Origin of the sequence: Salipiger sp. PrR002, assembly GCF_010500775.1 — a bacterium.
Taxonomy (GTDB): Bacteria; Pseudomonadota; Alphaproteobacteria; order Rhodobacterales; family Rhodobacteraceae; genus Salipiger.
In genome coordinates, this window is sequence record NZ_JAAGOU010000003.1 from 218,956 (window position 1) to 242,471 (window position 23,516).

The following is a 23,516-nucleotide window of genomic DNA, read 5'->3' on the forward strand; positions in this document are numbered from 1 at the left end:
ATGTCCTAGTTCGATTTCCGGGTCGGCATGAAGGGCAGGGGGGCGACGGGCACGCCGTCTTCGATCAGCGCCTTGGCCTCGTCACCGCGGGTCTCGCCCCAGATCGCCCTCTGCGGCGCGTCACCGCTGTGCATGGCGCGTGCTTCGCGGGCAAAGTCGCGGCCCACGTAATCCGAGGTTTTCTCCACATGCTCGCGCAGGGCGCGCAGCGCCTGTTCGGCGGGATTGGCCGGTTCGGAGAGGCTCGGCGCTTCGGGCTTGGGGACGGGGGCGCCATTGTTCACGCGCGGCGCCATGGGCACCTTTTCCACCTTGGTGGAGCCGCAGGTGGCACAGGCCACCATGCCCGCGGCCTGCAGCTTGTCGAAGGCGCTGGCCGATTGGAACCAGCTGTCGAAGCGGTGATCTTCCGCGCATTTGAGAGAATATTGGATCATGCGGCAGTTTCCGAAATGATCCCTGATACGTAATGTTTTTTACGCGGAGATCAAGCGTATCTGCCCGCCGTCGCAGGCGGGCCTGAGGTTGCGCAGCAGCCGTGCCAGTTCGGGATGCTCGACCAGATGCGCCGCGCGCTTGGGGCTGACCCAGCGCAGTTTGCGTTCGCCGCGCTCGGGAAACTTGCGGTCGCGCGAGGCGGCTTCGAGCGGGTAGACCAGCGCCAGATGAGGGTGCGGGGAGTTGCGCTTGCGATAGGTGTAGGAGCCGACGCAGACCTCATGTGCGCGTCCGCGGATGCCGGCCTCTTCCCAAGCCTCCCGGGCGGCGGCCCCAGCCGGGCTGTGACCGGGCATCGGCCAGCCTTTGGGCAGCGTCCAGCGACCACGGCCCCGGCTGGTGATCAGCAGCACTTTGAGCTTGCCGTTGCGCACGCGAAAGCACAGCGCGGCGTATTGCACTTGGGTGTTCTGAGGCTGCCGCCCTTGGCTGAGGCTGTGGACGGCGAGGGCCGGCAACGCTTTCATCCTAGATCCCTGCTCGTGGTCTTTTTCCGGGATCTTGCGCCTATTTTTCGGCTACGTCTACATATTGTGTAAGCAGGGAGACGAGGTCATGCGCCGACGCCTCGGGTTCGAGCAGGCTTCGGGCGGCACCTCCGGCGGCGTTCTGCGCGCCGGGGGTGCGCAACCTTTGCAGCGCAGCGGCAAGTTCGGCGGAATCCTTGATCTGCAGCGCCGCGCCCGAGGCATCGAGCAGGCCAAAGGGCGCGCGGAAGTTGCGCACGTCCGGGCCGTGGATCAGCGCCGCGCCGAAAGCGGCGGGCTCATAGGGCGTGTGACCGCCGCGGTCGGTGAGCGTTCCGGCGATGAACACGCGCCCCGCGAGCCGGTAGAAGAGCGCCATCTCTCCAAGCGTGTCGGCAAGATAGACGTCGGCGCCCTGCGGCGGCTCGCCCAAGCTGCGGCGGGCGCAGCTCAGGCCCTGCGCGGCGATAAGGCGAGTGATCTGCTCGGCCCGGCGCGGGTGGCGCGGGGCGAGGATCAGCCGCAGGCCCGGCTCGTGTTTTCGGGCTTCGGCATGGGCGGCGAGGACGATCTCATCCTCACCTTCATGGGTCGAGGCCGCCAGCCAAGTGGAGGCGCGGGGGAATTCTGCTTCCAGCGCCGGGTCGCGCTGCTCGGGTGGGATGTAGAGCGCCTTGAGGTCGACCACGGGGCCAAGCGCTTCGGGGCGCAGCCCGGCGGCGATGAAGCGATCACGCGAGCCGGAATCCTGCGCCGAAAGAAAGGCGATGCGCCGCAGCACCCGCGCCTGCAGGCCGCCAAAGATGCGCCAACCGCGGGCGGTGCCCTCGGACAGCCGCCCGCCCAGCACCAGCACCGGGCCGGGGCAGGTGAGCAGCCGGTTCGGCCAGAGCTCGGATTCCATGGTGATATGGGTGCGCACGTTCCAGCGCCGGTGCATGCGCCGCGAGGCGCGCGCGAGGTCGAGCGGTGCCAGACACGCCACCAGCCCCCAGCTTTCGGCAAGGCTGACACCGGAGGCGGAGTTGCAGGTAATCAGCAGCTTCAGGTCCGGGCGCGAGGCGCGCAGTGCTTCGATCACCGGTTTGGCCGAGGCCAATTCGCCGTTCGACGCGGCATGCAGCCAGACATGCGCACCGGGGTTGCCGGGGCCGAGTGCCAGCCGCGCCCGCAGCGTGTCGCCGTCGCGCCGGAGCGCGGCGCGGCCAAGGATCGCGATGGCAAAGAGCGACAGAAGCAGGCGGTACAAAAACATCGGGTTCGGCGCATCCAAGTGGCAGAGGGCAGCCGCCGGGCCGCCGGTGCCGCAGTGTAACCGCCTCTTCTATATAAAAAGGCGGCGAAGGAGGCGACCTCCTATCGCCGATGCCCCAAGGATGCCAGACGGTCGCCCCCGTTCAGGCCGCTTGCGCGCCCGGCCGCCGCATCGCTTCGATTTCGAAGAAGATGCGCCGCACGTCGGGGTGCGCTTCCTGAATGCGGGCCTGCACCCGCTCGACGGTTTCAAAGATATCGGCGGCGCTCAAGTCGGTGCGGAACCGCGCCTCCATGTTCAGAAGTACCTGCTTGGGGCCGAAGTGCATGGTGAGCAGGCTCGACACCTCGGAGATCGCGGGCTCCTCCAGCGCGATGTTGCGGACCGAGCGGGTCACTTCGCTGTCGGCGCTTTCACCCATGATCAACGAGCGGGTCTCGGACACCAGCAGGCAGGCCACGGCAATGAGGATGACGCCGATCACGATCGAAGCGATGCCGTCAAAAATTGGCGCGTCGAAGGTCACCGACAGATAGACGCCAAGCGCGGCGGCGATGATCCCAAGAAGTGCGGCGGTGTCTTCGGCGACGACGGTGAACACCGACGGGTCCTTGCTGCGCCGGAAGGTCTGCAGCGCGCTCTCCCCCTCTTTGCGGGTCTTGAGCATGGCGCGCAGGGCGATGATCCAAGAGGCGCCCTCGGCCAGAAAGGCGATTCCCAGAACGGCGTAGTTCCACATCGGCTCTTCGATCGGCTCGGGGTTCATCGCGTGGACGATTCCCTCATAGACCGAGAGCCCGCCGCCGATGGCGAAGAGCAGCATCGCGACGATCAGCGACCAGAAGTAAAGCTCCTTGCCGTAGCCGAAAGGGTGTTTGGCGTCGGGCTTTTTGCGGCTGCGGGCGAGGCCAAGCAGCAGCAGCCCCTCATTGCCGGTGTCGACCACAGAGTGAAACGCCTCGGACAGCATCGACGAACTGCCGGTAAAGAGCGCGGCGGCGAATTTGGCAACGGCAATCAAAAGATTGGCTGCGAGCGCCCCGTAGACCGCAATGGGGCTTTCTCCCGATGATTCTGCCATGGGTGTCCTGCTTTCTCTGATTCTCTGGATGCGCCGGTCGGCTTGCCGGAGGCGGAAAAGTCAGGCCAGTCGCAGGACATTAACAGGCGCCAGCGCTGCGGGTTCCCGCAGGTGCTTCATTTGATGAAGATTTTTCGTGATGAGAGAGGGGGCGCTGCGCTGAGACAGAAAGGTGCAGGATACTGTGAGGCACGCGCGAAACGCGCAAAGCCACGGCTGGACATGCCGCAGAAAGCTGCCACTTTGGTCTCTGATTTGAAGAGGGAAAGTGGTGGGCGACCTTGGAATCGAACCAAGCGTGCGTCTCCGCGAGGGAGTTACAGTCCCCTGCCACACCTTGCGGCCTGTCGCCCACTTTCCACCGTCTGGCGGTGTCCTCCGCCGGCTGCCCGGCGTCGTGGGGCGCTGACTACAATCAGTGAAAACTGCCGTCAACAGGAAAATCTCTTGCAGCGCGTCACAGGGCGATGCAGAGACCGAAGCTCAGGAAAAAGGGACGCGTGCCATGGTCAAGAAACCGAAATGGGTGGTCGAGAAAGAACAGTCGAAAAAGGCCAAGGCGGCCGAGACCGTCTGGCTGTTCGGCCTGCATGCGGTGCGCGACGCGCTGATGAACCCCAAGCGCGAGAAGCTGCGGCTGATCTTGACCCTGAATGCCAAGGCAAAACTGGAGGATGCGCTGGAAGCGGGGGGAATCGAGCCCGAGATCCACGACCCGCGCAAATTCGGCGCGCCGCTCGATCCGCAGTCGGTGCATCAGGGCGCCGCTTTGGAAGTGAAGCCGCTGGATTGGGGCCGCCTGGACGATGTGGCGCTGGGGGATGGCACGCTGCCGCCGCGCCTGGTGCTGCTCGACCGGGTGACCGATCCGCATAACGTCGGGGCAATCCTGCGCTCTGCCGAGGTCTTCGGCGCGCAGGCGGTGATCGGCACGCTGCACCATTCGGCACCCGAGACGGGCGCGCTGGCCAAGACCGCCTCGGGCGCGCTGGAACGCCAGCCCTACCTGCGCGAGCGCAACCTTGCGGACACGATCATTGCGCTGCAGGGCATGGGCTATCTGGTGCTGGGCCTCGACGGCGAGGCGGAGGCCTCCATCGAAGAGGCGCTCGAGGGCAAGCGCGACCGCGCCGTGGCGCTGGTGCTGGGCGCCGAGGGGCCGGGGCTGCGCCAGCGTACCAAGGAGACGGTGGATCAACTGGTGAAGATCGACTTCGCCCGCGGCTTCGGCTCGCTCAACGTTTCGAACGCGGCAGCGGTGGCGCTTTACGCGGCCAAGCCCTGAGCTTGCGGGGCGCGCCCGCCGCGCCCATATGCTGCTGATGGCCCAGACGATTGCGACCTGTTGTTACTGCGGCGCCCGCGCCGCGCTTGTGCTGGACGGGACGGCCCGTCACGAACTCAGTTGCGCCTCCTGCGGGGCGCCGCTACGGCAGTTGAAGAACCTGAAAGCCGAAAAATCGCGGGCCGGGGTCATCCTGCACCCCAAGCCGCATCCGGACCGGGACATGCTGCGCAAGGCCGAGAAGGCGGCGCGCAAGGCCACCAAGAAGGCGAAGAAGCGCAAGCGCAAGTCGCCGGCGAAAAAAGCGCTGTCGGGCATGTTCGACCTTCTGGACGATATTTTCGACTGACCGTCTTGCACAGGGTGCAATACAGCCACGCACAAAAACCGGCCTAGTCTTTCGCGCCCGCCTGTCTTATTTGGCGGGTGCAGAATTGAGAGGCGACATGGCGGATTACGAAAACCCGGGTCCGGTTGAAGAGAACTGGAAAGACGCGATTTCCTCGGTCGAGGAGATTATCGAGGATGCCCGCAACGGGCGGATGTTCATTCTCGTCGACCACGAGGACCGCGAGAACGAGGGTGATCTGGTGATCCCCGCGCAATGGGCGACCCCCGACGCGATCAACTTCATGGCCACCCACGGCCGCGGTCTGATCTGCCTGTCGATGACTTCCAAGCGGATCGACGAGCTGGGCCTGCATCTGATGTCGGTCAACAATTCCTCGCGCCACGAGACGGCCTTCACCATCTCGATCGAAGCGCGCGAAGGGGTGACCACGGGCATCTCTGCTGCCGACCGTGCCAAGACCGTTGCCGTTGCCATCGACGCGTCGAAGGGGGCCGCCGATATCGCCACGCCGGGCCACGTCTTCCCGCTGCGCGCCAAGGATGGCGGCGTTCTGGTGCGGGCCGGTCATACCGAGGCCGCCGTCGACGTCTCGCGCCTTGCCGGGCTCAACCCCGCGGGCGTGATCTGCGAGATCATGAACGAAGACGGCACCATGTCGCGCCTGCCTGAACTGGTCGCCTTCGCACAGCGCCACGGCCTGAAGATCGGCACGATCTCTGATCTCATCGCTTACCGCCGCCGCCACGACAACCTCGTGCGCGTGCGCTCCGAAGAGGTGATCCACTCGGAGTTCGGCGGCGACTGGAACATGCGCATCTACACCGACCAGTCCCATGGCGACGAGCATATCGTGCTGACCAAGGGCGACATCTCCGGCGAAGAGCCGGTGCTGGTGCGGATGCATGCGCTCGACCCTATGCTCGACATCATCGGCACTGGCCACGGCGGCCGCTCGGACGAGTTCCGCGATTCGATGAAAGAAGTCGCCGAAGAGGGCCGCGGCGTGGTCGTGTTGCTGCGCGACACCTCGATGAAACTGGAGTTGCATGACGACGTTTCCCCGCGCACCCTGCGGCAGTACGGTCTGGGCGCGCAGATCCTGTCGTCGCTCGGCCTGTCGAAGATGGTGCTGCTGACCAACTCGCCCACCCCGCGCGTCGTCGGGCTCGAGGCCTACGGGCTCGAGATCGTCGGCACCCGCAAGATCGGAGAGAAGTGATGGCCTCGAACGAAACCCATTACACCCTGCCGCGCGCCGAGTTCGACAAGCCGGTGAAAATCCTCATCGTCGTCGCGCCTTACTACAAGGAAATCGCCGACGAGCAGATCGCCGGTGCCATCGCCGAAATCGAGGCCGTGGGCGGCTTCCACGAGATCGTCGAAGTGCCCGGCGCGCTGGAAGTGCCCACCGCCATCGGCATCGCCGAGCGCATGTCGAACTTCGACGGCTATGTGGCGCTTGGCTGCGTGATCCGCGGCGAGACCACCCATTACGACACCGTCTGCAACGACAGCTCGCGCGGGCTGACGCTGCTGGGCCTGCAGGGCCTGTGCATTGGCAACGGCATCCTCACGGTTGAGAACTACGAGCAGGCGCGGGTGCGCGCCGAGGCGAAAGGCCAGAACAAGGGCGGCGGCGCGGCTGCTGCGGCCTTGCATCTTATCGCGCTCGAACGTAGGTGGGGCGGCGCCCGCAAGGGGGTGGGATTCGTTCCTGCCCAGGACGAGTACCAGATCGCGGGCGCTTCCAAAGGAAAGCATAGCGCATGACGACCCCGGTCCCCCCCTCCGGCAATCAGAAACGCCGTATGAAATCCGCATCTCGGCTCTATGCCGTGCAGGCGCTCTATCAGATGGAGCTCTCGGGCACGACGGCCGAGAAGACCATGCAGGAATTCTACGACTACCGCTTCGGCGCGGAGGTCGAAGAGGGCGTGGAGCTGGTCGAGGGTGACATTGATCTTTTCGGCAAGCTGGTCGGCGAGGCGGTGAACTGGCAGGCGAAGATCGACCAGATGACCGACCGCGCGCTGGTGGCGAAATGGCCGATCGACCGCATTGATCCGATCCTGCGCGCGCTGTTTCGTGCCGCCGGGGCCGAGATGGTGGCGCTCGACACGCCGCCGAAAGTGGTGATCACCGAGTTCCTCGACGTGGCGCGGGCGTTTTTCCCCGAGGGCCGCGAAGTGCAATTCGTCAACGCGATCCTCGACCACATGGCGCGCGAGGCCAAGCCCGAGGCGTTCTGAGGCGTTCTGGGGAGAGAGGGGTGGCGCTGCCCCCGCCGCGGCTGCGCCGCGACTCCCCCGGCGTATTTTTAAAGAGAAGAAGGGGCCAGGGTCGGGGGACGCCGGCCTTTTTGCATGAGAGCTACTTGCGTGTGATCTAGCGGGCGTGGCTGGGCGGGACTTGGCCCGGCAGCGCTTTCGTCGCGGCAGGATTGCTTGCGTTTCGTAAAAGTATCCCTACATTTGAATGTGACGGAGCGGAATCTTGCAAGAGACTTGAGCTTTGCAGAGGTTACGTTACGCTCTGTCGACCTGATGAAGGAGAGAGTCATATGCCGAAACTCGTCCGCCTCTACATCACCCAATGCGCGATTGGCTTTGGCCTGTCGGCGGGTTTTGTGGCTCTGCTGCTGTGGCAGAACGTCGCCAACCTGCAGCATCTGGTAACGCATTCCGACATGGGTGGTCTGGCGGTGTTTCTTCTGTGGCTTTTCAACGGTCTGGTCTTTGCCAGCGTGCAATTCGCGATGACCGTGATGCGCATGGGCGACGACGCGCTTCCGCCGGCTGGTGGCAAGCGCATGGCGCTTGAGCCGATGCCGATCCGCGTGCCGGTGGACGCGCCGCGCAAGCGCCGCCATCTCTGATCGCCTCAGGTCTGTTTGCCGAATCGAAGCGCCTCCTTGCGGGGCGCTTTTTTCGTTTCCGGGGGGGGGCGGGAGCGGGGCCGCTCGGGGAGGAACGGCAGATTTCCGCGCCCTAACCTGCGTCGCGACCGGAAATCTTGAAGGGGGGAGAAGTGGCGGGAACCGGTCCTTCCGTGGGGTTATCTCATTCCCGAGGACCTGTATATACAGGTGGGCGTCAGGTAACCGGACCAGGGCCCGGACAGAGCCAACTCCCTCGGAATTGCTTAAGGCCACCGGAATGCAACCATGCACGCAAAGGTCAGAACCCGCCTGAGCCGCAGATAGTCTCTGCGCGGCCTCGCGGCAAGGGGCAGGGTGCAAATCCTCGGCGCGGCACCGTCATGATCCGGTCACGAAGTTGTAACGGGTCAGCTCCTCGGGCAGCAGCACGTAGATCTGATCGGAGGGCGTGGCGAGCGCCGGGCGCAGCAGCATCGGGTCGATGCCCATCTCGTCGAGATATTCCATCACCTCGCCCTGACCGCGCTGGATCTGCTCGACCGCGACAAAGGCGGGCAGGATCGTGCTTTCGCCGAAGTAATGCTGGTGCACGCCGACCGAGGCGCCCTCGGGGATGTCGCGGGTGACGCCGGAGGCGAGCAGATAGGGGCAGGCGGAATAGCAGAACTCACCCTTCAGCATGCGCGTGCCGAGGCCCATCTCGCGGATGTGGCGCCCGATGGCCAGCGCGTCCGGGACCGAGCCGCCGGGGCTTTGCAGGATCACCGTCTCTGGCTGCGACTCGTCGAGGGCTTTGATGACGCGCTCGGCGTCCCCTTCGGCAATTGTACCTTCCAGCCGCCACGTGGCGCCCTCGGTCTGGGTCAGCGTCAGCCGATCCGGCAGATCGCCGGGATCGCGCAGCGGCGAGAGCGGCGGCAGATCGCGGTTCGGCGCGAAGGTGCGGCGCTGGTCGCCGGGCTGCACCGGCTGCGACAGCCGCGGGGCGGAGGGGCCGAAGCGGGGCAGGGAGAAATCGGAGGTTCCGAGATCGCCAACGACCAGAAAGGCCCCCAGTGCGATCTGCAGCACCAGCGCACCGGTCAGCGCGCGCGAGACGCTGAGTTTCATGTGCCGCGTCCCGGCAAGCGCGAGACCTCAGGGTGATCTGCGGGGGGAACTGCAGAGTCGCGCTCTGGGGTGTCTTCGGGCGCGACCGGCGCGGCTTCGGCGGCAGCGGGCGTGCGGGCCATGGTGGCCTCGACGTCGCGCATGGCGTGCAGCGCGGCGCGCAGCTCGGCGAGGGTCAGCGTGTCCTCGATCTCGGCACCTTCGCGGCCATGGCGGATGGCGCCATGGGTGACCGCGAGGATCAGCACCAGCACCGCGGGCAGCAGGTCGATGGCGATCGCCCCGGCCCAGGACGGCACGAAGTTGCGGGCGTACATGATCACCGCGTCGGCGGCAGAGACCGGCGTATAGGTGACCTCGGCGGCGGGCTGCAGCGCCAGCACGTTTTGCGCGGCGCGTTCCAGCGTGGTGGCGCGCTGCGCCAGCACATCCAGCACCGAGGTGATGGTGGCGGCCTGATTGCCGCGGTCGGCGTCGCTCTGGCCGTCAAGCTCGGGCAGCACCACCGAGGCGGCGAGATCCTGCGCCGCGCGTTCCACCAGCGGCGCGACCGAGAGCTGGCGCAGCTGCGCGATCAGCCCCTGCAGTTCCACCGCGGCCTCGGAAAACTCCACCGAGCGCGGCTCCACCGGGCCGGGCTCGACGGTCAGCGCGCGCATCCGCGACAGGATGGCGTTGCCCTGCGCGAAGGCGCTGTCGACCAGCGGTGTCTGCTCGGCGATCTGCGCCTCGAGCGCCGACAGTTCGGCGGCCTTCTGGCGCAGCACCCGGAACACCGCGCCGCGCCCGGCGAGGCCGGACAGCGAGCCCTGCGCCTCCTGTTCCGACAGATCCTCAAAGCTCTGCCGGACGCGCGCCACGTCGCGTTCGAGGGATTGTCCGGTGAGGGCGATCTCATGGGTGCGCTCCAGCGCGCCCTGATACTGCTGCACGGTTGTGGCGAGATGCTGTTCGACCGCCGCGGAGCCCGCCAGCGCCGCGGCGTTGAGCCAGGACGACATGGCGATGATCGCCAGCGAGCCGAGCCCCATGGCCCCCAGCAGCCCCATGCGCGCCCGGGTCGAGCGCATCGCCGGGAAAAGCCGCATCAGGTAGGACCAGAAGACGAAGATCCCGACCGAGACCGCGACCGAATAGGCGACGGCGGCGAAGACGGTGAAAGCGCCGCCTTCTTCGAGCAGCGACGACACACCGAGATAGGTGTAAATGCCCGAAGCGACCGACAGAACCCCGAGCGCGGTGCCGGAAAACGTGTCGAGCCAGCCGAGGTGCGATTCCAGCTCGCGCGCGTGCCGCAGCCCGCGTGTCTTGGACTGGCCGGAGCGGATATCGCCGGTCCTGTCGGCGTCGTCAGTCGTGGCGGTCATGCGTCTGGCCTCCTGCAACCATTTGACAAGAAATAGGCGCGCAGGCGGCGCAAAAAAGAGTGAGCGGCTCTGCGCTTGCTTTTGTTCACGTATTGTTCATATTGGGGCCATGATCCCGCAGAGTGATATCCCGCTGATGCCCGGCCAGCTTCTGGCGCGGGGCGTGTGCCGTCATCTTGCCAGCCTCGGCTTTGCCGTGGTCGAGGAGTTCACCCCCGAGCGTGGCAAGCGCGTCGACGTCATGGCGCTGGGGCCGAAGGGCGAGATCTGGGTGGTCGAATGCAAGAGCAGCCGCGCCGATTTCATGTCGGACGGCAAATGGGAGGGCTATCTGGACTGGTGCGACCGCTATTTCTGGGCGGTGGATGAGGCCTTCCCGACCGATCTGCTGCCGGAAGGGACGGGGCTGATCATCGCCGATGCCTACGATGCGGAGGTGCTGCGGATGGCGCCAGAGGTGAAGCTCAGCGGCGCGCGGCGCAACGCGCTGATCCGGCGCTTCGCCATCCATGCGGCGCGGCGCCTGCAGGCGCTGCGCGACCCCGAGGCGCGCCTCGACGCCTGGGGGTGAGTTAGCTGCGGCGCTGGCTCAGCGCTTGACCTTGCGCGCGGTGGCGGCTGCGGCGCGCAGTTCTTCGGCGATTTCCTCGGCCTCTTCGGGATCGAAATCCATCGGGATCTCGAGGTCGCCGGCAAAGACGTAAAGGCGCACCATACCTTGGTCGGTCGGGCCGATCTGCAGGTTGGCCTCGATGTCGCGTTCGCTGTTGATCCCCATGATCACCCTCATCAGAATGGAATTGCGCGGACTTAGTCCCGCACCGATCATAATGCAAGCGCGGGGGCGGAAGTCCATGGATCAGGTAAGCGATCAGGTCACGTTGAAACCCTATAAGCCCGCCGATCGCGGCTGGCTGGTGGCGCAGCACGCCCAGCTTTACGCAAAGGCCGAAGGGTTCGACGAAAGCTTCGGCGTGCTGGTGGAGAGCATCCTGAAGGAGTTCGAGGCCGCGCATGATCCTACCTGCGAGCGCGGCTGGATTGCATGGGCGGGCGAGCAGCGGCTCGGCAGCATCTTTTGCGTGCGCGCGGGCGAAGGGCTGGCGAAGCTGCGGCTCTTTCTGCTGGTGCCCGAGGCGCGCGGGCTGGGTCTGGGGCAGCGCTTGCTCGACGCCTGCATGGGATTCGCGCGCGAGGCGGGCTACGGGCGCATGACGCTCTGGACTCATGAAAGCCACAAGGCCGCCTGCGCGCTCTACGCCAAGAACGGGTTTTCCCTTGTCTCGTCGACACCTGTGACCAGCTTCGGGCAGGCGCTGGTCGAACAGCATTGGGAGCGGCAAATTTAGTGCCGGATTTCTGCTTGCATTCGAAAATGGAGGGCGTTATTCCCCCCGAGCGTGCCGCCTTAGCTCAGTAGGTTAGAGCGCTTGATTGTGGATCAAGAGGTCTCCCGTTCGAACCGGGAAGGCGGTACCATCTCCCCCCTTCGGAAAATTGCATGTTGCGCTGCAGGACAGATGTCGCTCGTATGGCCGCTCGCCTGGTGGGTGGATGCGGGTGTTTCGGGGCGCTGCCCCGTCCGCGCGGGCGCGCGGACTCCCCGGGATATTTTCGTCTAGACGAAGGTCTATTCGTTGGTCTTGACCGCGATGGTCTGGCGCAGTTTGTGGTTTTCGCGGTTGAAGATCAGGATCTCATCGTCCGCCGTCACCACCGCATACCAATCCGAGCCTTGGGTGAAGGCTGTTGCCTTGGCGCCGGAGGGCAGGGTGATCTCGTCGGGAAGCGGCGCGCGGGCGTTCGTGAAGCGGATGACAATCAGCGACAGGATCGCTACAAGCCCTGCGATCATCACCGCCGTCAGCAACGTCACCAGCCGGCGCAGGAAGCGCAGGTTGGCGGGTTCGGGCAAATCCTCAGGATTTTCGGGAGTATTGGACATGGAGCAGCCTCTGCGCATCGTCATCGGGGAAGCCCCGCCGCCGCGCCTTGATAAGGCGCTGGCGCGCGATGTGCCAGAGGAAGCGGCCCTCTCGCGCACCCGGCTGGCCCGGCTCATCGCCGAGGGCGCGGTGACCCGTGGCGGCGAGGTGCTGTCGGACCCCAAGGCCAAAGTGGCCGAGGGCGATGTGCTGGAGATCTCTGTGCCGCGGGCCGAAGAGAGCCACATCGGACCCGAGGACATCCCGCTCGACATCATCTGGGAGGATGCCGACCTCGTGGTGGTGAACAAGCCCGCGGGCATGGTGGTGCATCCCGCGCCGGGCACGCCCTCGGGCACGCTGGTCAACGCGCTGCTGTTCCATTTCGGCGACGATCTGTCTGGGGTCGGCGGCATGAAGCGACCGGGCATCGTGCACCGGATCGACAAGGACACCTCCGGCCTGCTGGTCGTGGCCAAATCCGACCGCGCGCATCACGGGCTGGCTGCGCAGTTCGAGAAGCACAGCGCCGAGCGCGCCTATCTGGCGGTGGTGCACGGTGTGCCCTCGACCGCCGATCCGCGGCTGCGCGGGGTGCGCGGCGTGTCGGTCGAGCCGGGCGAGGTGATCTGCATTCAGTCGGGGCTGGCGCGGCACAAGACCGACCGGCAGCGGCAGGCGGTCTATTTCGACGGGCAGGGGCGCCACGCCACCACCCGCGCGCGGGTGCTGGAAAGCTTTGGCACGCCGCCGTCGCTGGCGCTGGTCGAATGCCGGCTGGAGACCGGGCGCACCCATCAGATCCGTGTGCATATGGCCCATGCCGGTCACGGGCTGATCGGCGATCCGGTGTATGGCGGCAAGCGCAAGCTCTCGCCAAAGGCGCTGTCGCCCGAGGCATTGGCGGCGGCGACCAGCTTTGACCGGCAGGCGCTGCACGCGGCTCTGCTGGGCTTTGAGCATCCGGTCACCGGCGAGCATCTGCGCTTCGAGGCAGAGCTTCCCGCAGACATGGCCGATCTTTTGCAGGTGCTGCGCGGGGAATGACATAAGCTTCCCATCTGCGTGAAAGCGGCGAAATACGGATCCGCGCGACGGATCCATGCGTTAGAAACGTGAAACCTTCGTAAGACCGCTAACATCGCGGCCTTGAAATGATCCGGGGGCCTGCCCATATGGCATGTTAACCCCCATAACATTGGAGGAACGGACACGTGAGCAACTACGCCAATCTGCCGGCGCCGTCGCCGGAAGCCGGCCTCAGCCGGTACTTGCAAGAAATCCGGAAGTTCCCGCTTCTGGAGCCGGAAGAAGAATACATGCTGGCCAAGCGCTGGGTCGAAGAGCAGGACGCCGAGTCGGCCCATAAGATGGTCACCAGCCACCTGCGTCTCGCGGCCAAGATCGCCATGGGCTATCGCGGCTACGGTCTGCCACAGGCCGAGGTCATCTCGGAGGCCAACGTCGGCCTGATGCAGGCGGTGAAGCGCTTCGACCCCGAGAAAGGCTTCCGCCTTGCGACCTACGCCATGTGGTGGATCCGCGCCTCGATCCAGGAATACATCCTGCGGTCGTGGAGCCTTGTGAAGCTGGGCACCACCTCGGCGCAGAAGAAGCTGTTCTTCAACCTGCGCAAGGCCAAGAACCGCATTGGCGCGCTGGAGGACGGCGATCTGCGTCCCGAGCACGTCGAGCGTATCGCCACCGATCTCGGTGTGTCCGAGGATGAGGTGATCTCGATGAACCGGCGCATGTCGGGCAGCGACGCCTCGCTCAACGCCACCGTCGGCGCTGAGGGCGAAGGCTCGATGCAGTGGCAGGACTGGCTTGAAGACGAGGACGCTGATCAGGCTGCCGACTATGCCGAGCGTGACGAGATGGATGCGCGCCGTGCGATGCTGGCGCAGGCCATGGATGTGCTGAATGACCGTGAGAAGGACATTCTCACCCAGCGCCGTCTTGCCGAACAGGCGGTGACGCTGGAGGAGCTGTCGAGCGTCTATGACGTCAGCCGCGAGCGTATCCGCCAGATTGAGGTGCGCGCCTTCGAGAAGCTGCAGAAGCGCATGCGAGAGCTTGCGCAGGAACAGGGAATGCTGAGCGACGCCTGACGCCGCGCCTCCCGAACGTGTCCCCGAACGCCCGTCGCACCCGCGGCGGGCGTTCTGCTTGCAGCCCCCCGCGGCAACGCTACCATCTGCGCAAAGGCTGAAAGGATTTGAGCATGGGTGATTACGTCAGATGGGGCATTCTTGGCGCTGCGAATTTCGCAAAGAACCACATGGGGCCAGCGATCCATGCGGGGCGGGGCGGGGCGCTGACCGCGCTTGCGACCTCCAAGCCCGAAAAGGCCGAGCCCTTCGCCGCCTTTGCGCCCGGCCTGCGGGTGCATGACAGCTACGACGCGCTTTTGGCCGACCCCGAGATCGACGCGGTCTACATCCCGCTGCCCAACGCGTTGCACGTAGAATGGAGCCGCAAGTCTGCGGAGGCGGGCAAACATGTGCTTTGCGAAAAGCCCATCGCCATGCAGGCCGAAGAGATCGACGATCTGGTGGCGGTGCGGCAGAAGACCGGCAAGCTGATCGCCGAGGCGTGGATGGTTGCCCATCACCCGCAATATGCCAAGGCGCGCGAGTTGCTGCAGGCAGGTGAAATTGGGGATCTCGTGCGCGTCGACTCGACCCACAGCTTCTACAACGACGACCTGCAGAACATCCGCAATCAGGCCGATGTCGGCGGCGGCGCGATGCGCGACGTCGGGGTCTATGCCTTTGGCTCGATCCGGCTGATCACCGGGCAGGAGCCCGGCGAGATCCTCGCGGCCCAGATCGACTGGCAGAACGGTGTGGATGCCTCGGCGCATGTGATGGCGCAGTTTCCGGGGTTTCTCTACACCGGGCGGGTCTCGACACGGGCGGCGCCTTGGCAAGAGATCGTGCTGCATGGCACCAAGGCGGTGATGCGCCTGCCGGTGCCGTACAACGCGCAGGTCTTTGGCGAAGCGCGCATCGAACTGTACGGGCCGGGAACGGAGACGCGCACGTGGCGCTGGCCCGCCGAGAATCATTACGTGCTGCAGGTGGAGGCGTTCAACAGGGCGGTGAAGGGCGAGGCCGACTATCCGCTGCCGCTGGAGTTCTGCCGTGGCACGCAGGAATTCGTCGACCGTATCTTCGCCGCGGCGCCGCAGGGCTAATGCTGCGCAGCATTTTTCAGGCCGCGATGCAGCATGTTGCAGCATCGCGGCGGTGAGCCGTCCGGCAAGTGTCGGTGAAACTGGTGCTTTTCTTTTTTTCTGCGCTCGCATAGGCTTTTCCTCAACTCTGCGTGGAGGGAGGGTCCAACGTGGCTGACACCGAAAAACCGCTGCTCATCAAGCGCTATGCGAGCCGGCGGCTCTACAATACCGAGACCAGCGATTATGTGACGCTCGAGGACATCTCGGGTTTCATCCGCGACGGTCGCGACGTGCAGATCGTCGATCTGAAATCGGGCGATGACCTGACGCGTCAATATCTGCTGCAGATCGTCGCCGAGCATGAAAGCCGCGGCGAGAGCGTGCTGCCGATCAACGTTCTGACCGACCTCGTGCGCAGCTATACGACGCAGGCCACCTCGGCGGTGCCGCAGTTCCTTGCGGCCAGCTTCGAGATGTTCCGCGACAGCCAGAGCAAATGGGCCGAGGGCATGGCGCAGGTCAATCCGATGATGCCGAAGATCCCCGGCCTCGAGGCGATGCAGGCGCAGCAAGAAGCTTTCCTGAAAGCCATGTCTGGCCAGATGGGCGGCAATTGGTCCGGCCCCTCGAAGGAAGACGAGAGCGGCGGCGAGAGCGAGGAAGACCTCGCGGCGATCAAGAAACAACTCGCCGAGCTGCAGCAGAAGCTCTCCAAGATGGACAAGTGATCAAGATACCCAAATGATCCAGGGCCCTTCGGGGCCCGATCTGCTTTTTGGCGCCGCGTTCTCGGCCGCTTTGCGCAGGATCCGGATTTCCCCGCCGCCCCGGATCGGGCAAAGCGGGGGCATGGATCATGCAGCTTCCCCCCGTATCGACCGCACCGCCGCCCTGCTGCTGCTCGCCCTCGCGGCGCTCTGGGGCAGCACGTTCCTCTTTGCCGAGATTGCCCTGCGCGCGCTCAGCCCGATGCAGGTGACGCTGCACCGCGTGGCGCTGGCGCTGCCGGCACTCTGGCTGGTGTTGCGCTGGCGCGGGCTTGCCCTGCCGCGCAGCGCGCGTGTCTGGGGTGCCTATCTGGTGATGGGCGGGCTCAACAACGCCATCCCCTTCACGCTGATCTTCTGGGGGCAGACCCATATCGAAAGCGGGCTGGCCGCCATCCTCAATGCCTCGACTGGGGTGCTGGGCGCGGTGGTCGCCGGGCTGCTGCTGCGCGACGAGCGGCTGAGCTGGCACAAGCTGGCGGGCGCAGCTTTGGGGCTTTGCGGGGTGGCGGTGGTGATCGGCCCCGAGCGGCTGACGACGCTCGACCCGCGCAACCTCGGGCAGGGGGCAGTGCTGCTGGCGGCGCTGAGCTATTCGCTCGCCAGCGTCTGGGCCAAGCTGCGCCTTGCGGGGCAGCCGCCGCTGGTCAACGCCTTTGGGATGCTGGCCGGAAGCACGGCGTTGCTGCTGCCGCTGGTGATCTGGCGCGAGGGGCTGCCGAGCCTCGACTATCCGGCCGAGGTCTGGGGCGCGCTGCTGGCGCTGTCGCTGCTGGCCACGGCGCTGGCCTTCATCCTCTATTTCGCCATTCTCGCACGGGCTGGCGCGGCGAACCTGATGCTGGTGACGCTGCTGATCCCGCCCTTCGCGATCCTTCTGGGCGCGCTCTTCCTTGGCGAGCGTCTGTCCCCGGGGGTCTACCTCGGGCTTGCGGTGATCGCGCTGGGGCTCTTGGTGACCGACGGGCGGCTGACGGCGCGGCTGCGCCGCCAGCCCAAGCGCCGGTCAAAGGGCAGCACTCAGGTGCCGTAGGCGCGCAGCGGCCCCATCACGCTTTCCGCCGCGCTGACCAGAACCTCGGCCACCGCAGAGCATTCCTCCAGCGTCAGCCGCGCGGGCAGCCGCGTGTCGCAGGCGCGCTCGAGCATGGCGCGGGTGCGCGGCAGCTCGGGGATCTCGGTGAGGAACTGCCAGTTCCAGAAGGCGCGGGCGTTGTCGGTCGACAGGCCAAAGAGCTGCACCTTCACGCCCGCCTCCGCCGCGGCCTCGATGAAGCCGCGCATCTCGGCGGCATCCATACCCACGAGGTTGAACTGCAGCGAGTCCGGCGCGCGCTCTTCGGGGCCAAGCTTTTCCGGCACCTCGATCCACGGCGAGCGGTTCAGGATGGCGGCCACGTGATCGTGGTTGCGGCGCCCGTCGCGCACCCGGCGCGCGACCTGCGGCAATTGCGGGCGGATGACTGCGGCGGCAAGGTTCGACAGGCGCAGGTTATAAAGCGGCAGCCGGTTCTGCCAGCGGGCAAAAGCCTCTTCCAGCTCAGCCGAATTGTCGCCCGGCGTCATGTGCTTTTTCCAATTGTGCTCGTAGGCGCCCGAAAGGATCACCGCCCGCGCCACCAGATCGGCATCATCGGTGATCAGGATGCCGCCCTCGCCAGCGTTGACCAGCTTGTAGCTCTGAAAGCTGAAGCAGCCGACCTTGCCCAGCGTGCCGATGTTGCGGCCCGCCCAAGTGGTGCCCAGCGAATGCGCCGCGTCTTCGATCACCGGCACGCCGCGCGCGTCGCAGAGCGACAGGATCGCGTCCATGTCCGAGGTGTGGCCGCGCATATGGCTGATGATCACCGCCTGCACGTCGCCGAGCTTGGCCTCGAAGTCGCTCAGGTCGATGCGGTAGTTCTCGCCCACCTCGCAAAGCACCGGCACGCAGTCGGCATGGACGATCGACGAAGGCACGGCCGCGAAGGTGAAGCCGGGGATCATCACCTTTGCGCCGCGCGGCAGGCCGAGCGCCTTCAGCGACAGAAACAGCGCCGCCGAGCAGCTCGACACCGCCAGCGCGTATTTGCTGCCCATCATCGCCGCGAACTCGCGTTCCAGCAGCGCGACCGGCGCATCCTCGGGGGCGGTGTAGCGGAAAAGGTCGCCCGATTGCAGCAGACGCTCGATCTCGGCCCGCGCTTCTTCGGGGATCGGCTCGGCGTCATGCATGTTGGGAAGGCTGCTCATTTCACAAATCCCGAATTGTCTCTTTCGAAAACCTTAAACACCGTGTTTGTGACAGCCAAGTATAAAGCCCCCGCAAAAAACGGGGGCCTTGCGGGGGTCGGCGGATTTTTTCTTAGATTCCGAGGCGGTCGCGCAGCGCGTACCAACTCATCGCAAGCACCAGCAGCGGCGAGCGCAGCGCCGCGCCGCCGGGGAAGCTCGGCACCGGCAGCGCCGCCATGGCGTCGAAGCCCGCCGACTGGCCGCGCACCGCCTCGGCGAGCAGCCGCCCGGCATGAACCGCCGTGCCGACGCCGTGGCCGGAATAGCCCGAGGCCGACAGCACGTTGGGCCCCAGCCGCGCCAGCAGCGGCAGGCGCTTCATGGTGATCGCCAGCGTGCCGCCCCAAGCGTAGTCGATCTTCACATCCTCAAGCTGAGGGAAAATCTCCAGCATCGGCTTGCGCACCAGCGCGCGGATGTCCGAGGGGAAGCGGTAGCCGTAGCTCTCACCGCCGCCGAACAGCAGCCGCCCGTCGTGGCTGAGACGGAAGTAGTTCACCACGAATTTGCTGTCGGCCACGGCCACGTCGCGGGTCAGCACTTCACGGGTGCGCTCCCCGAGCGGCTCGGTGGCGACGACGAAATTGTTGATCGGCATGACGCGCGCCGCGACCTTGGGCTGCAGATCCCCAAGATAGCCGTTGCAGGCATAGATCACATGGCCCGCGCGCAGACGTCCCTTGTCCGTGTGGATGACCGCCTCCGGGCCCTGATCGACCTTGGTGACATGGCTGGTCTCATAGATGCGTGCCCCGGCGCCTGCCGCCGCTTTCGCCAGTCCTTGGGCAAAGCGCAGTGGGTGCAGATGCGCGGCGCCCATGTCGAGCACGCCGCCGCAATAGTCGGGCGAGGGGCAGAGCTCATGGAAGGCCCTGGCGTCGAGCCGCTCGATCTCGTAGCCATAGCGCGTGCCCATATGCTCGGCATACTCATGCAGGTGCTGCACGTCGCCCTTGCTGGAGCCGCACCATGCCACGCCGTCGCGCAGATAACAGTCGATACCGTGCTTCGCGATAAGGTCGCGGCAGAGGTCCTTGGCTTCCTCGCCAAGATCCCAAAGCACCCGAGCGTCGGCCTCACCGACCATCTTCTCGAGGCTCAGCTGATCCTGCCGCTGCCCCGATCCAAGCTGCCCGCCATTGCGCCCCGAAGCGCCAAAGCCGACCCGATGCGCCTCCAGCAGCGCCACGTCGAGCCCGGCTTCGGCCAGATGCAGCGCCGCCGACAGCCCGGTATAGCCGCCGCCGATGATGCAGACATCCGCCCGCGCCTCGCCTTCGAGGGCGGGGAAGGGGGGCAGCGCATCCGCCGTGGCCGCGTACCAGCTTTGCGGGTATTCCCCGCGCCGGTCGTTGGAAAACAGCAGGTCCATGAAACACCGCCTCCGCTTCGTCTAGATGCAAATATCCCGGGGGTCCGGGGGCAGCGCCCCCGGCCTGTTCGCGCCCGTCCCCGGCTCAGACGTTGAGCAGCAGGTGCTCGCGTTCCCACGGCGAGATCACCGCGAGGAATTCTTCGTACTCGGTACGTTTCACGATCGAGTAGACGCGGGCAAAGTCCGGCCCCAGCACCTCGTGCAGCTTGGTCGCCTCGTCGAAGATATCCAGCGCCTGTCCCAGCACGCGCGGGATGTCGCCCTCACCCTCATAGGCGTCGCCGCGGAACTGCTTCGACGGGCGCCGCTCTTCCATCAGGCCGAGGTAGCCGCAGGCCAGCGAGGCGGCGATGCCGAGGTAGGGGTTGCAGTCCATCCCCGCGAGACGGTTCTCGACGCGCCGCGACGACGGACCCGAGATCGGGATGCGGATGCCGGTGGTGCGGTTGTCGCGGCCCCATTCGAGGTTGATCGGCGCGGCGCTGTCGCGCACGTAGCGGCGGTAGCTGTTCACATAGGGCGCCAGCACGGCGATCGCCGCCGGAAGATGCGCCTGCAGCCCGCCGATGAAGTGATAGAAGGCGTCGGTCTCGCCGCCGGCGGGGCCGGAGAAGATGTTGCGCCCGGTCTCGATCTCCATCACCGAATGGTGGATGTGCATGGCCGAGCCCGGCTCATCGGCGATCGGCTTGGCCATGAAGGTGGCAAAGCAGTCGTGGCGCAGCGCCGCCTCGCGGATCAGCCGCTTGAAGTAGAAGATCTCGTCCGCCAGCTTCACCGGATCGCCGTGCTGGAGGTTGATCTCGAGCTGACCGGCGCCGCCTTCCTGCGTGATGCCGTCGATCTCGAAGCCCTGCGCTTCGGCGAAGTCGTAAATGTCGTCGATCACCGGGCCGAACTCGTCCACGGCGGTCATCGAATAGGCCTGACGGGCGGCGGCGGGGCGGCCCGAACGGCCCATCATCGGCTTGATGTCGATCGCCGGATCGACGTTGCGCGCCACGAGGAAGAACTCCATCTCCGGTGCCACCACCGGCTCCCAGCCCTGCTTGCGGTACAGCTCCACCACCCGCTTCAGCACGTTGCGCGGGGCGTAGGGGATCGGCTCGCCCTTGCGGTCAAAGGCGTCGTGGATCACCTGCAGTGTCCAGTCGGCCGTCCACGGTGCGGCGGTGGCAGTGGTCATGTCCGGGCGCAGGATCATGTCGCGCTCGATGAAACCCTCGTTTTCATCCGCCGCCTCGCCCCAGTCGCCGGTGATCGTCTGGTAGAAGATCGACTCCGGCAGGTGGAAATAGTCCTGCCGGGCAAATTTCGACGCAGGCACCGCCTTGCCGCGGGCAATGCCGGGCAGGTCGGCGATCACGCATTCGACCTCGTCGAGCCGCCGCCCTTCGAGATAGGCGGTGGCGGGTTGCGGAAGCTGGCCGGTCCAGTCTTCGGTCATGCGAGAGCCTTTTGTTTGAAGAAATGCGCGAATTGATCGGCGAGCGCGCGCTGGTCGAGCGGCGTGCCAAGCGCCTTGTCGGCGGCGTCGAGCTTGTCCTGCGGCACCACGCCGGGGCCGCGGGTGTCGATCAGCGCGCGGGTGAAACTGTCGTCGAACTCGGGGTGCGGCTGCACCGTGTAGGCATGGCCGGGATAGAGCAGCGCGGCATAATCGCAATAGTCCGAACTGGCGATCACCTCGGCGCCGGGCGGCAGCTCGGTCACCTGATCCTGATGCCATGCGTTGATGATCTTGTCGCCACCCTCGAAGTGATAGGCGGTGGGGCCGATGATCCAGCCGCCGGGGTGCTTCTCGACCTTGCCACCAAGCGCCTGCGCGATGATCTGATGGCCGAAGCAGACGCCGATCAGCGGTTTGCCAGCGGCGTAGATGTCGCGGATCAGCTGTTCGAGCGGCGGGATCCAGTCGTGCTCTTCATAGGCGCCGTGGCGCGATCCGGTGATCAGCCAGCCGTCGGCGGCTTCGGGGCCTTCGGGGAACTGCCCCTCGACCACGGACCAACTGGCGAAGTCGAAGCCGTAGCCATCGAGAAGGCGGGCGAAGAAGGCGGGATATTCACCGGTCTCTGCCGCGAGTTCCGCGGGGACGAGGCCGGTTTGCAGGATGCCGATTTTCATGGATCACACGTTGGTTTCGCTGGCGCGGTTTATGTGGCGCGGTTTGTCTGGCGCGTCTTTCAGGCCAGGGCGTTCTGCGCCGAAGGTAGCCTTGCCGCCCGAGGGCGGCAAGGTGGTGCTCAGACCGTATCGAGATAGATTTCCACCTGCTCCTGCGGCGAGAGTTCCGCCATGTAGAGCTGCTCTTGCCGTTTGGTCAGCAGCAGGTTGCGGATCAGTTCGGGCGGCAGGATGCGCGGCATGATCGGGCTCGCCTCGAAGGCGTCCATCGCCGATTCCCAATCCGCCGGGATCAGCGGCAGGTCCTGCGCGTAGGCGTTGCCGGTGATCGGCGCGGGGGGCTCGACCTCGTCCTCGATGCCGTTCAGCGCAGCGCCGAGGATGGTGGCGATCAGCAGGTAGGGGTTCACGTCGCCGCCCGCCACACGGTGTTCGATGCGCCGCGCCGCGGGGCTGCCCGAGGGCACGCGGATCGCCGCGGTGCGGTTCTCATAGGCCCAGGAAATGCCGCAGGGCGCGTGGTTCTCGGGGATCAGCCGCTCGTAGGAATTGAGGTGCGGCGCGAAGATCAGCGTGCTGTCGTGCATGGCTTCGACGCAGCCGCCGATGGCATGGCGCAGCACATCGGTGCCCTTGGGCCCGCCGTCGTCGAAGATGTTGTTGCCATCCTCGTCGAGCACCGAGAAATGCATATGCATCCCCGAACCGGCGTAATCCTCATAGGGTTTGGCCATGAAGGAGGCGGCAAATCCGTGGCGGCGCGCCAGCCCCTTCAGCAGCATCTTGAACAGCCACGCATCGTCGGCGGCGCGCAGCGCGTCGTCCTGATGCATCATGTTGATCTCGAACTGGCCCAGACCCGCCTCGGAGATGGCGGTGTCGGCGGGGATGTCCATGTCCTCGCAGGCGTCGTAGAGATCGGTGAAGAAGATGTCGAACGTGTCGAGCGCGCGGATCGAGAGCACTTCGGCGGCCTTGCGGCGCTTGCCCGAACGCGGCGAGACCGGCACCTGCAGCTTGCGGGTGCTGTCGTCGATCAGAAAGAACTCCATCTCCAGCGCCACGACGGGGGTCAGCCCGTGCTTCTTGTAGCGGCGCACCACCTGCGCCAGCGCGTGGCGCGGATCGCCCTCATAGGGTTTGCCGCCCTCGTGGAACATCCAGATCGGCAGAAGCGCGGTGGGCGCCTCGAGCCACGGCATCGGCACGAAGCCGCGCTCGGTGGGCTTGAGCACGCCGTCGCGGTCGCCGCTTTCAAACACCAGCGGGCTGTCGTCGATGTCCTCACCCCAGATGTCGAGGTTGAGGGCCGAGAAGGGGAAGCGGGTGCCATCCTCGACGACCTTATGGGCGAAACGGGAGGGCACGCGCTTGCCGCGCGGCTGGCCGTTGAGATCGCAGGCGGCGACGCGGATGGTGCGGACCTGGGGGTTCTTGCGGAGCCAGGTTTTCGGGTCTGTCATGGTCTATCCGGAAATTTGATCAAATTAAGCGTAGCGACTCGGATGCACGCTGGCAAGCGGGGGCTTGGCGGGAGGAGATGAGTATTTTTGGAAAGATGAAAGAGCGGGCGC

The 23,516-nt window shown here is 65.9% G+C and carries 26 protein-coding genes and 2 tRNA genes; 14 read left to right on the top strand and 14 right to left on the bottom strand.

What is annotated here, in order from left to right; all coding sequences use genetic code 11:
* Nucleotides 1-5 precede the first annotated feature (5 nt).
* From G0A00_RS05015 to G0A00_RS05035, 5 genes are all read right to left on the bottom strand, one after another.
* Nucleotides 6-437: a DUF1178 family protein gene (locus G0A00_RS05015; protein ID WP_164182298.1), complete on the bottom strand. Its 432-nt coding sequence runs from the start codon at nt 435-437 to the stop codon at nt 6-8.
* A 39-nt stretch (nt 438-476) separates the two neighbouring features.
* Complete coding sequence (locus G0A00_RS05020; RefSeq protein ID WP_164182300.1) at nt 477-965, bottom strand: NUDIX hydrolase; 489 nt, start codon at nt 963-965, stop codon at nt 477-479.
* 40 nt (nt 966-1,005) lie between these two features.
* A complete protein-coding gene (locus tag G0A00_RS05025; RefSeq protein WP_164182302.1) occupies nt 1,006-2,220 on the bottom strand; it encodes a 3-deoxy-D-manno-octulosonic acid transferase in 1,215 nt (404 codons plus the stop codon).
* 142 nt (nt 2,221-2,362) lie between these two features.
* Nucleotides 2,363-3,301: a cation diffusion facilitator family transporter gene (locus G0A00_RS05030; protein ID WP_164182304.1), complete on the bottom strand. Its 939-nt coding sequence runs from the start codon at nt 3,299-3,301 to the stop codon at nt 2,363-2,365.
* A gap of 269 nt (nt 3,302-3,570) precedes the next feature.
* A tRNA-Tyr gene (locus G0A00_RS05035) sits at nt 3,571-3,654 on the bottom strand.
* Nucleotides 3,655-3,806: 152 nt separating this feature from the next.
* On the opposite strand from G0A00_RS05035, the gene rlmB reads away from it, so the two are divergent.
* The 6 genes from rlmB (at nt 3,807) to G0A00_RS05065 (ending at nt 7,813) form a co-directional block, all read left to right on the top strand.
* The gene (gene rlmB / locus G0A00_RS05040) at nt 3,807-4,586 is read left to right on the top strand and encodes a 23S rRNA (guanosine(2251)-2'-O)-methyltransferase RlmB (protein ID WP_066104695.1); all 780 of its coding nucleotides are present in this window, start codon (nt 3,807-3,809) and stop codon (nt 4,584-4,586) included.
* A gap of 28 nt (nt 4,587-4,614) precedes the next feature.
* Nucleotides 4,615-4,935, top strand: coding sequence for a hypothetical protein (locus G0A00_RS05045; RefSeq protein WP_203595277.1), 321 nt, complete (start codon nt 4,615-4,617; stop codon nt 4,933-4,935).
* A 97-nt stretch (nt 4,936-5,032) separates the two neighbouring features.
* Nucleotides 5,033-6,157, top strand: coding sequence for a 3,4-dihydroxy-2-butanone-4-phosphate synthase (gene ribB / locus G0A00_RS05050; protein ID WP_164182306.1), 1,125 nt, complete (start codon nt 5,033-5,035; stop codon nt 6,155-6,157).
* On the top strand, nt 6,157-6,708 hold the full coding sequence (locus tag G0A00_RS05055) for a 6,7-dimethyl-8-ribityllumazine synthase (protein ID WP_164182308.1): 552 nt from the start codon (nt 6,157-6,159) through the stop codon (nt 6,706-6,708). Before ribB ends, G0A00_RS05055 begins: the two co-directional genes overlap by 1 nt.
* Nucleotides 6,705-7,187: a transcription antitermination factor NusB gene (nusB, locus tag G0A00_RS05060; protein WP_066104706.1), complete on the top strand. Its 483-nt coding sequence runs from the start codon at nt 6,705-6,707 to the stop codon at nt 7,185-7,187. The genes G0A00_RS05055 and nusB overlap by 4 nt, the downstream gene beginning before the upstream one ends.
* A 311-nt stretch (nt 7,188-7,498) precedes the next feature.
* A complete protein-coding gene (locus tag G0A00_RS05065; RefSeq protein ID WP_164182311.1) occupies nt 7,499-7,813 on the top strand; it encodes a hypothetical protein in 315 nt (104 codons plus the stop codon).
* 381 nt (nt 7,814-8,194) lie between these two features.
* On the opposite strand, the gene G0A00_RS05070 is transcribed toward G0A00_RS05065, so the two are convergent.
* Both G0A00_RS05070 and G0A00_RS05075 read right to left on the bottom strand, forming a co-directional pair.
* Nucleotides 8,195-8,926, bottom strand: coding sequence for a hypothetical protein (locus G0A00_RS05070; RefSeq protein ID WP_164182312.1), 732 nt, complete (start codon nt 8,924-8,926; stop codon nt 8,195-8,197).
* Entirely contained in the window at nt 8,923-10,293 is a 1,371-nt protein-coding gene (locus tag G0A00_RS05075) for a hypothetical protein (protein ID WP_235953099.1), read from the bottom strand. The genes G0A00_RS05070 and G0A00_RS05075 overlap by 4 nt, the downstream gene beginning before the upstream one ends.
* 109 nt (nt 10,294-10,402) lie before the next feature.
* On the opposite strand from G0A00_RS05075, the gene G0A00_RS05080 reads away from it, so the two are divergent.
* On the top strand, nt 10,403-10,864 hold the full coding sequence (locus tag G0A00_RS05080) for an MmcB family DNA repair protein (protein ID WP_164182313.1): 462 nt from the start codon (nt 10,403-10,405) through the stop codon (nt 10,862-10,864).
* An 18-nt stretch (nt 10,865-10,882) separates the two neighbouring features.
* On the opposite strand, the gene G0A00_RS05085 is transcribed toward G0A00_RS05080, so the two are convergent.
* Nucleotides 10,883-11,071 (bottom strand): DUF6324 family protein, encoded by a 189-nt coding sequence (locus G0A00_RS05085; RefSeq protein WP_066104720.1) that lies wholly within the window; start codon nt 11,069-11,071, stop codon nt 10,883-10,885.
* Between the two features lie 76 nt (nt 11,072-11,147).
* On the opposite strand from G0A00_RS05085, the gene G0A00_RS05090 reads away from it, so the two are divergent.
* Both G0A00_RS05090 and G0A00_RS05095 read left to right on the top strand, forming a co-directional pair.
* Complete coding sequence (locus G0A00_RS05090) at nt 11,148-11,642, top strand: GNAT family N-acetyltransferase (RefSeq protein ID WP_164182314.1); 495 nt, start codon at nt 11,148-11,150, stop codon at nt 11,640-11,642.
* Nucleotides 11,643-11,695: 53 nt separating this feature from the next.
* Nucleotides 11,696-11,772, top strand: a tRNA-His gene (locus G0A00_RS05095).
* A gap of 151 nt (nt 11,773-11,923) precedes the next feature.
* Here G0A00_RS05095 and G0A00_RS05100 read toward each other — a convergent pair.
* Nucleotides 11,924-12,238, bottom strand: coding sequence for a DUF6476 family protein (locus G0A00_RS05100; protein WP_164182315.1), 315 nt, complete (start codon nt 12,236-12,238; stop codon nt 11,924-11,926).
* Here G0A00_RS05100 and G0A00_RS05105 point away from each other — a divergent pair.
* The 5 genes from G0A00_RS05105 (at nt 12,237) to G0A00_RS05125 (ending at nt 17,199) form a co-directional block, all read left to right on the top strand.
* Nucleotides 12,237-13,265: an RluA family pseudouridine synthase gene (locus G0A00_RS05105; protein WP_164182316.1), complete on the top strand. Its 1,029-nt coding sequence runs from the start codon at nt 12,237-12,239 to the stop codon at nt 13,263-13,265. The two genes, G0A00_RS05100 and G0A00_RS05105, sit on opposite strands and share 2 nt — an antisense overlap.
* Nucleotides 13,266-13,432: 167 nt before the next feature.
* A complete protein-coding gene (gene rpoH / locus G0A00_RS05110) occupies nt 13,433-14,329 on the top strand; it encodes an RNA polymerase sigma factor RpoH (RefSeq protein WP_066104732.1) in 897 nt (298 codons plus the stop codon).
* Between the two features lie 113 nt (nt 14,330-14,442).
* Nucleotides 14,443-15,417, top strand: coding sequence for a Gfo/Idh/MocA family protein (locus tag G0A00_RS05115; RefSeq protein WP_164182317.1), 975 nt, complete (start codon nt 14,443-14,445; stop codon nt 15,415-15,417).
* 149 nt (nt 15,418-15,566) lie between these two features.
* Nucleotides 15,567-16,127, top strand: coding sequence for a polyhydroxyalkanoate synthesis repressor PhaR (gene phaR, locus G0A00_RS05120; RefSeq protein WP_066104738.1), 561 nt, complete (start codon nt 15,567-15,569; stop codon nt 16,125-16,127).
* A 121-nt stretch (nt 16,128-16,248) separates the two neighbouring features.
* A complete protein-coding gene (locus G0A00_RS05125) occupies nt 16,249-17,199 on the top strand; it encodes a DMT family transporter (protein ID WP_164182318.1) in 951 nt (316 codons plus the stop codon).
* Here the strand turns inward: G0A00_RS05125 and G0A00_RS05130 are convergent.
* The 5 genes from G0A00_RS05130 to G0A00_RS05150 all read right to left on the bottom strand — a co-directional run bounded on the left by G0A00_RS05130 (nt 17,187) and on the right by G0A00_RS05150 (nt 23,405).
* Nucleotides 17,187-18,398, bottom strand: a complete 1,212-nt coding sequence (locus tag G0A00_RS05130) for a DegT/DnrJ/EryC1/StrS aminotransferase family protein (RefSeq protein ID WP_164182319.1) — start codon at nt 18,396-18,398, stop codon at nt 17,187-17,189. The genes G0A00_RS05125 and G0A00_RS05130 overlap by 13 nt on opposite strands.
* 112 nt (nt 18,399-18,510) lie before the next feature.
* A complete protein-coding gene (locus G0A00_RS05135) occupies nt 18,511-19,812 on the bottom strand; it encodes an FAD-binding oxidoreductase (RefSeq protein ID WP_164182321.1) in 1,302 nt (433 codons plus the stop codon).
* Between the two features lie 85 nt (nt 19,813-19,897).
* Nucleotides 19,898-21,262: a glutamine synthetase family protein gene (locus G0A00_RS05140; RefSeq protein WP_164182323.1), complete on the bottom strand. Its 1,365-nt coding sequence runs from the start codon at nt 21,260-21,262 to the stop codon at nt 19,898-19,900.
* Nucleotides 21,259-21,942 (bottom strand): type 1 glutamine amidotransferase, encoded by a 684-nt coding sequence (locus G0A00_RS05145; RefSeq protein WP_164182325.1) that lies wholly within the window; start codon nt 21,940-21,942, stop codon nt 21,259-21,261. Before G0A00_RS05145 ends, G0A00_RS05140 begins: the two co-directional genes overlap by 4 nt.
* 119 nt (nt 21,943-22,061) lie before the next feature.
* On the bottom strand, nt 22,062-23,405 hold the full coding sequence (locus tag G0A00_RS05150; protein WP_164182327.1) for a glutamine synthetase family protein: 1,344 nt from the start codon (nt 23,403-23,405) through the stop codon (nt 22,062-22,064).
* Between the last annotated feature and the right edge of the window lie 111 nt (nt 23,406-23,516).

Bases quoted from the DNA above. Each gene is read 5' to 3' on its own strand.
- G0A00_RS05080 (WP_164182313.1), top strand. From the start codon at position 10,403: ATGATCCCGCAGAGTGATATCCCGCTGATGCCCGGCCAGCTTCTGGCG.
- G0A00_RS05130 (WP_164182319.1), bottom strand. From the start codon at position 18,398: ATGAGCAGCCTTCCCAACATGCATGACGCCGAGCCGATCCCCGAAGAA.
- G0A00_RS05075 (WP_235953099.1), bottom strand. From the start codon at position 10,293: ATGACCGCCACGACTGACGACGCCGACAGGACCGGCGATATCCGCTCC.
- G0A00_RS05150 (WP_164182327.1), bottom strand. From the start codon at position 23,405: ATGACAGACCCGAAAACCTGGCTCCGCAAGAACCCCCAGGTCCGCACC.
- G0A00_RS05145 (WP_164182325.1), bottom strand. From the start codon at position 21,942: ATGAAAATCGGCATCCTGCAAACCGGCCTCGTCCCCGCGGAACTCGCG.
- ribB (WP_164182306.1), top strand. From the start codon at position 5,033: ATGGCGGATTACGAAAACCCGGGTCCGGTTGAAGAGAACTGGAAAGAC.
- G0A00_RS05055 (WP_164182308.1), top strand. From the start codon at position 6,157: ATGGCCTCGAACGAAACCCATTACACCCTGCCGCGCGCCGAGTTCGAC.
- G0A00_RS05045 (WP_203595277.1), top strand. From the start codon at position 4,615: ATGCTGCTGATGGCCCAGACGATTGCGACCTGTTGTTACTGCGGCGCC.
- G0A00_RS05100 (WP_164182315.1), bottom strand. From the start codon at position 12,238: ATGTCCAATACTCCCGAAAATCCTGAGGATTTGCCCGAACCCGCCAAC.
- G0A00_RS05070 (WP_164182312.1), bottom strand. From the start codon at position 8,926: ATGAAACTCAGCGTCTCGCGCGCGCTGACCGGTGCGCTGGTGCTGCAG.
- G0A00_RS05105 (WP_164182316.1), top strand. From the start codon at position 12,237: ATGGAGCAGCCTCTGCGCATCGTCATCGGGGAAGCCCCGCCGCCGCGC.
- G0A00_RS05140 (WP_164182323.1), bottom strand. From the start codon at position 21,262: ATGACCGAAGACTGGACCGGCCAGCTTCCGCAACCCGCCACCGCCTAT.
- G0A00_RS05115 (WP_164182317.1), top strand. From the start codon at position 14,443: ATGGGTGATTACGTCAGATGGGGCATTCTTGGCGCTGCGAATTTCGCA.
- G0A00_RS05125 (WP_164182318.1), top strand. From the start codon at position 16,249: ATGGATCATGCAGCTTCCCCCCGTATCGACCGCACCGCCGCCCTGCTG.
- G0A00_RS05065 (WP_164182311.1), top strand. From the start codon at position 7,499: ATGCCGAAACTCGTCCGCCTCTACATCACCCAATGCGCGATTGGCTTT.
- G0A00_RS05135 (WP_164182321.1), bottom strand. From the start codon at position 19,812: ATGGACCTGCTGTTTTCCAACGACCGGCGCGGGGAATACCCGCAAAGC.
- G0A00_RS05085 (WP_066104720.1), bottom strand. From the start codon at position 11,071: ATGGGGATCAACAGCGAACGCGACATCGAGGCCAACCTGCAGATCGGC.
- G0A00_RS05030 (WP_164182304.1), bottom strand. From the start codon at position 3,301: ATGGCAGAATCATCGGGAGAAAGCCCCATTGCGGTCTACGGGGCGCTC.
- nusB (WP_066104706.1), top strand. From the start codon at position 6,705: ATGACGACCCCGGTCCCCCCCTCCGGCAATCAGAAACGCCGTATGAAA.
- rlmB (WP_066104695.1), top strand. From the start codon at position 3,807: ATGGTCAAGAAACCGAAATGGGTGGTCGAGAAAGAACAGTCGAAAAAG.
- G0A00_RS05090 (WP_164182314.1), top strand. From the start codon at position 11,148: ATGGATCAGGTAAGCGATCAGGTCACGTTGAAACCCTATAAGCCCGCC.
- G0A00_RS05025 (WP_164182302.1), bottom strand. From the start codon at position 2,220: ATGTTTTTGTACCGCCTGCTTCTGTCGCTCTTTGCCATCGCGATCCTT.
- G0A00_RS05020 (WP_164182300.1), bottom strand. From the start codon at position 965: ATGAAAGCGTTGCCGGCCCTCGCCGTCCACAGCCTCAGCCAAGGGCGG.
- G0A00_RS05015 (WP_164182298.1), bottom strand. From the start codon at position 437: ATGATCCAATATTCTCTCAAATGCGCGGAAGATCACCGCTTCGACAGC.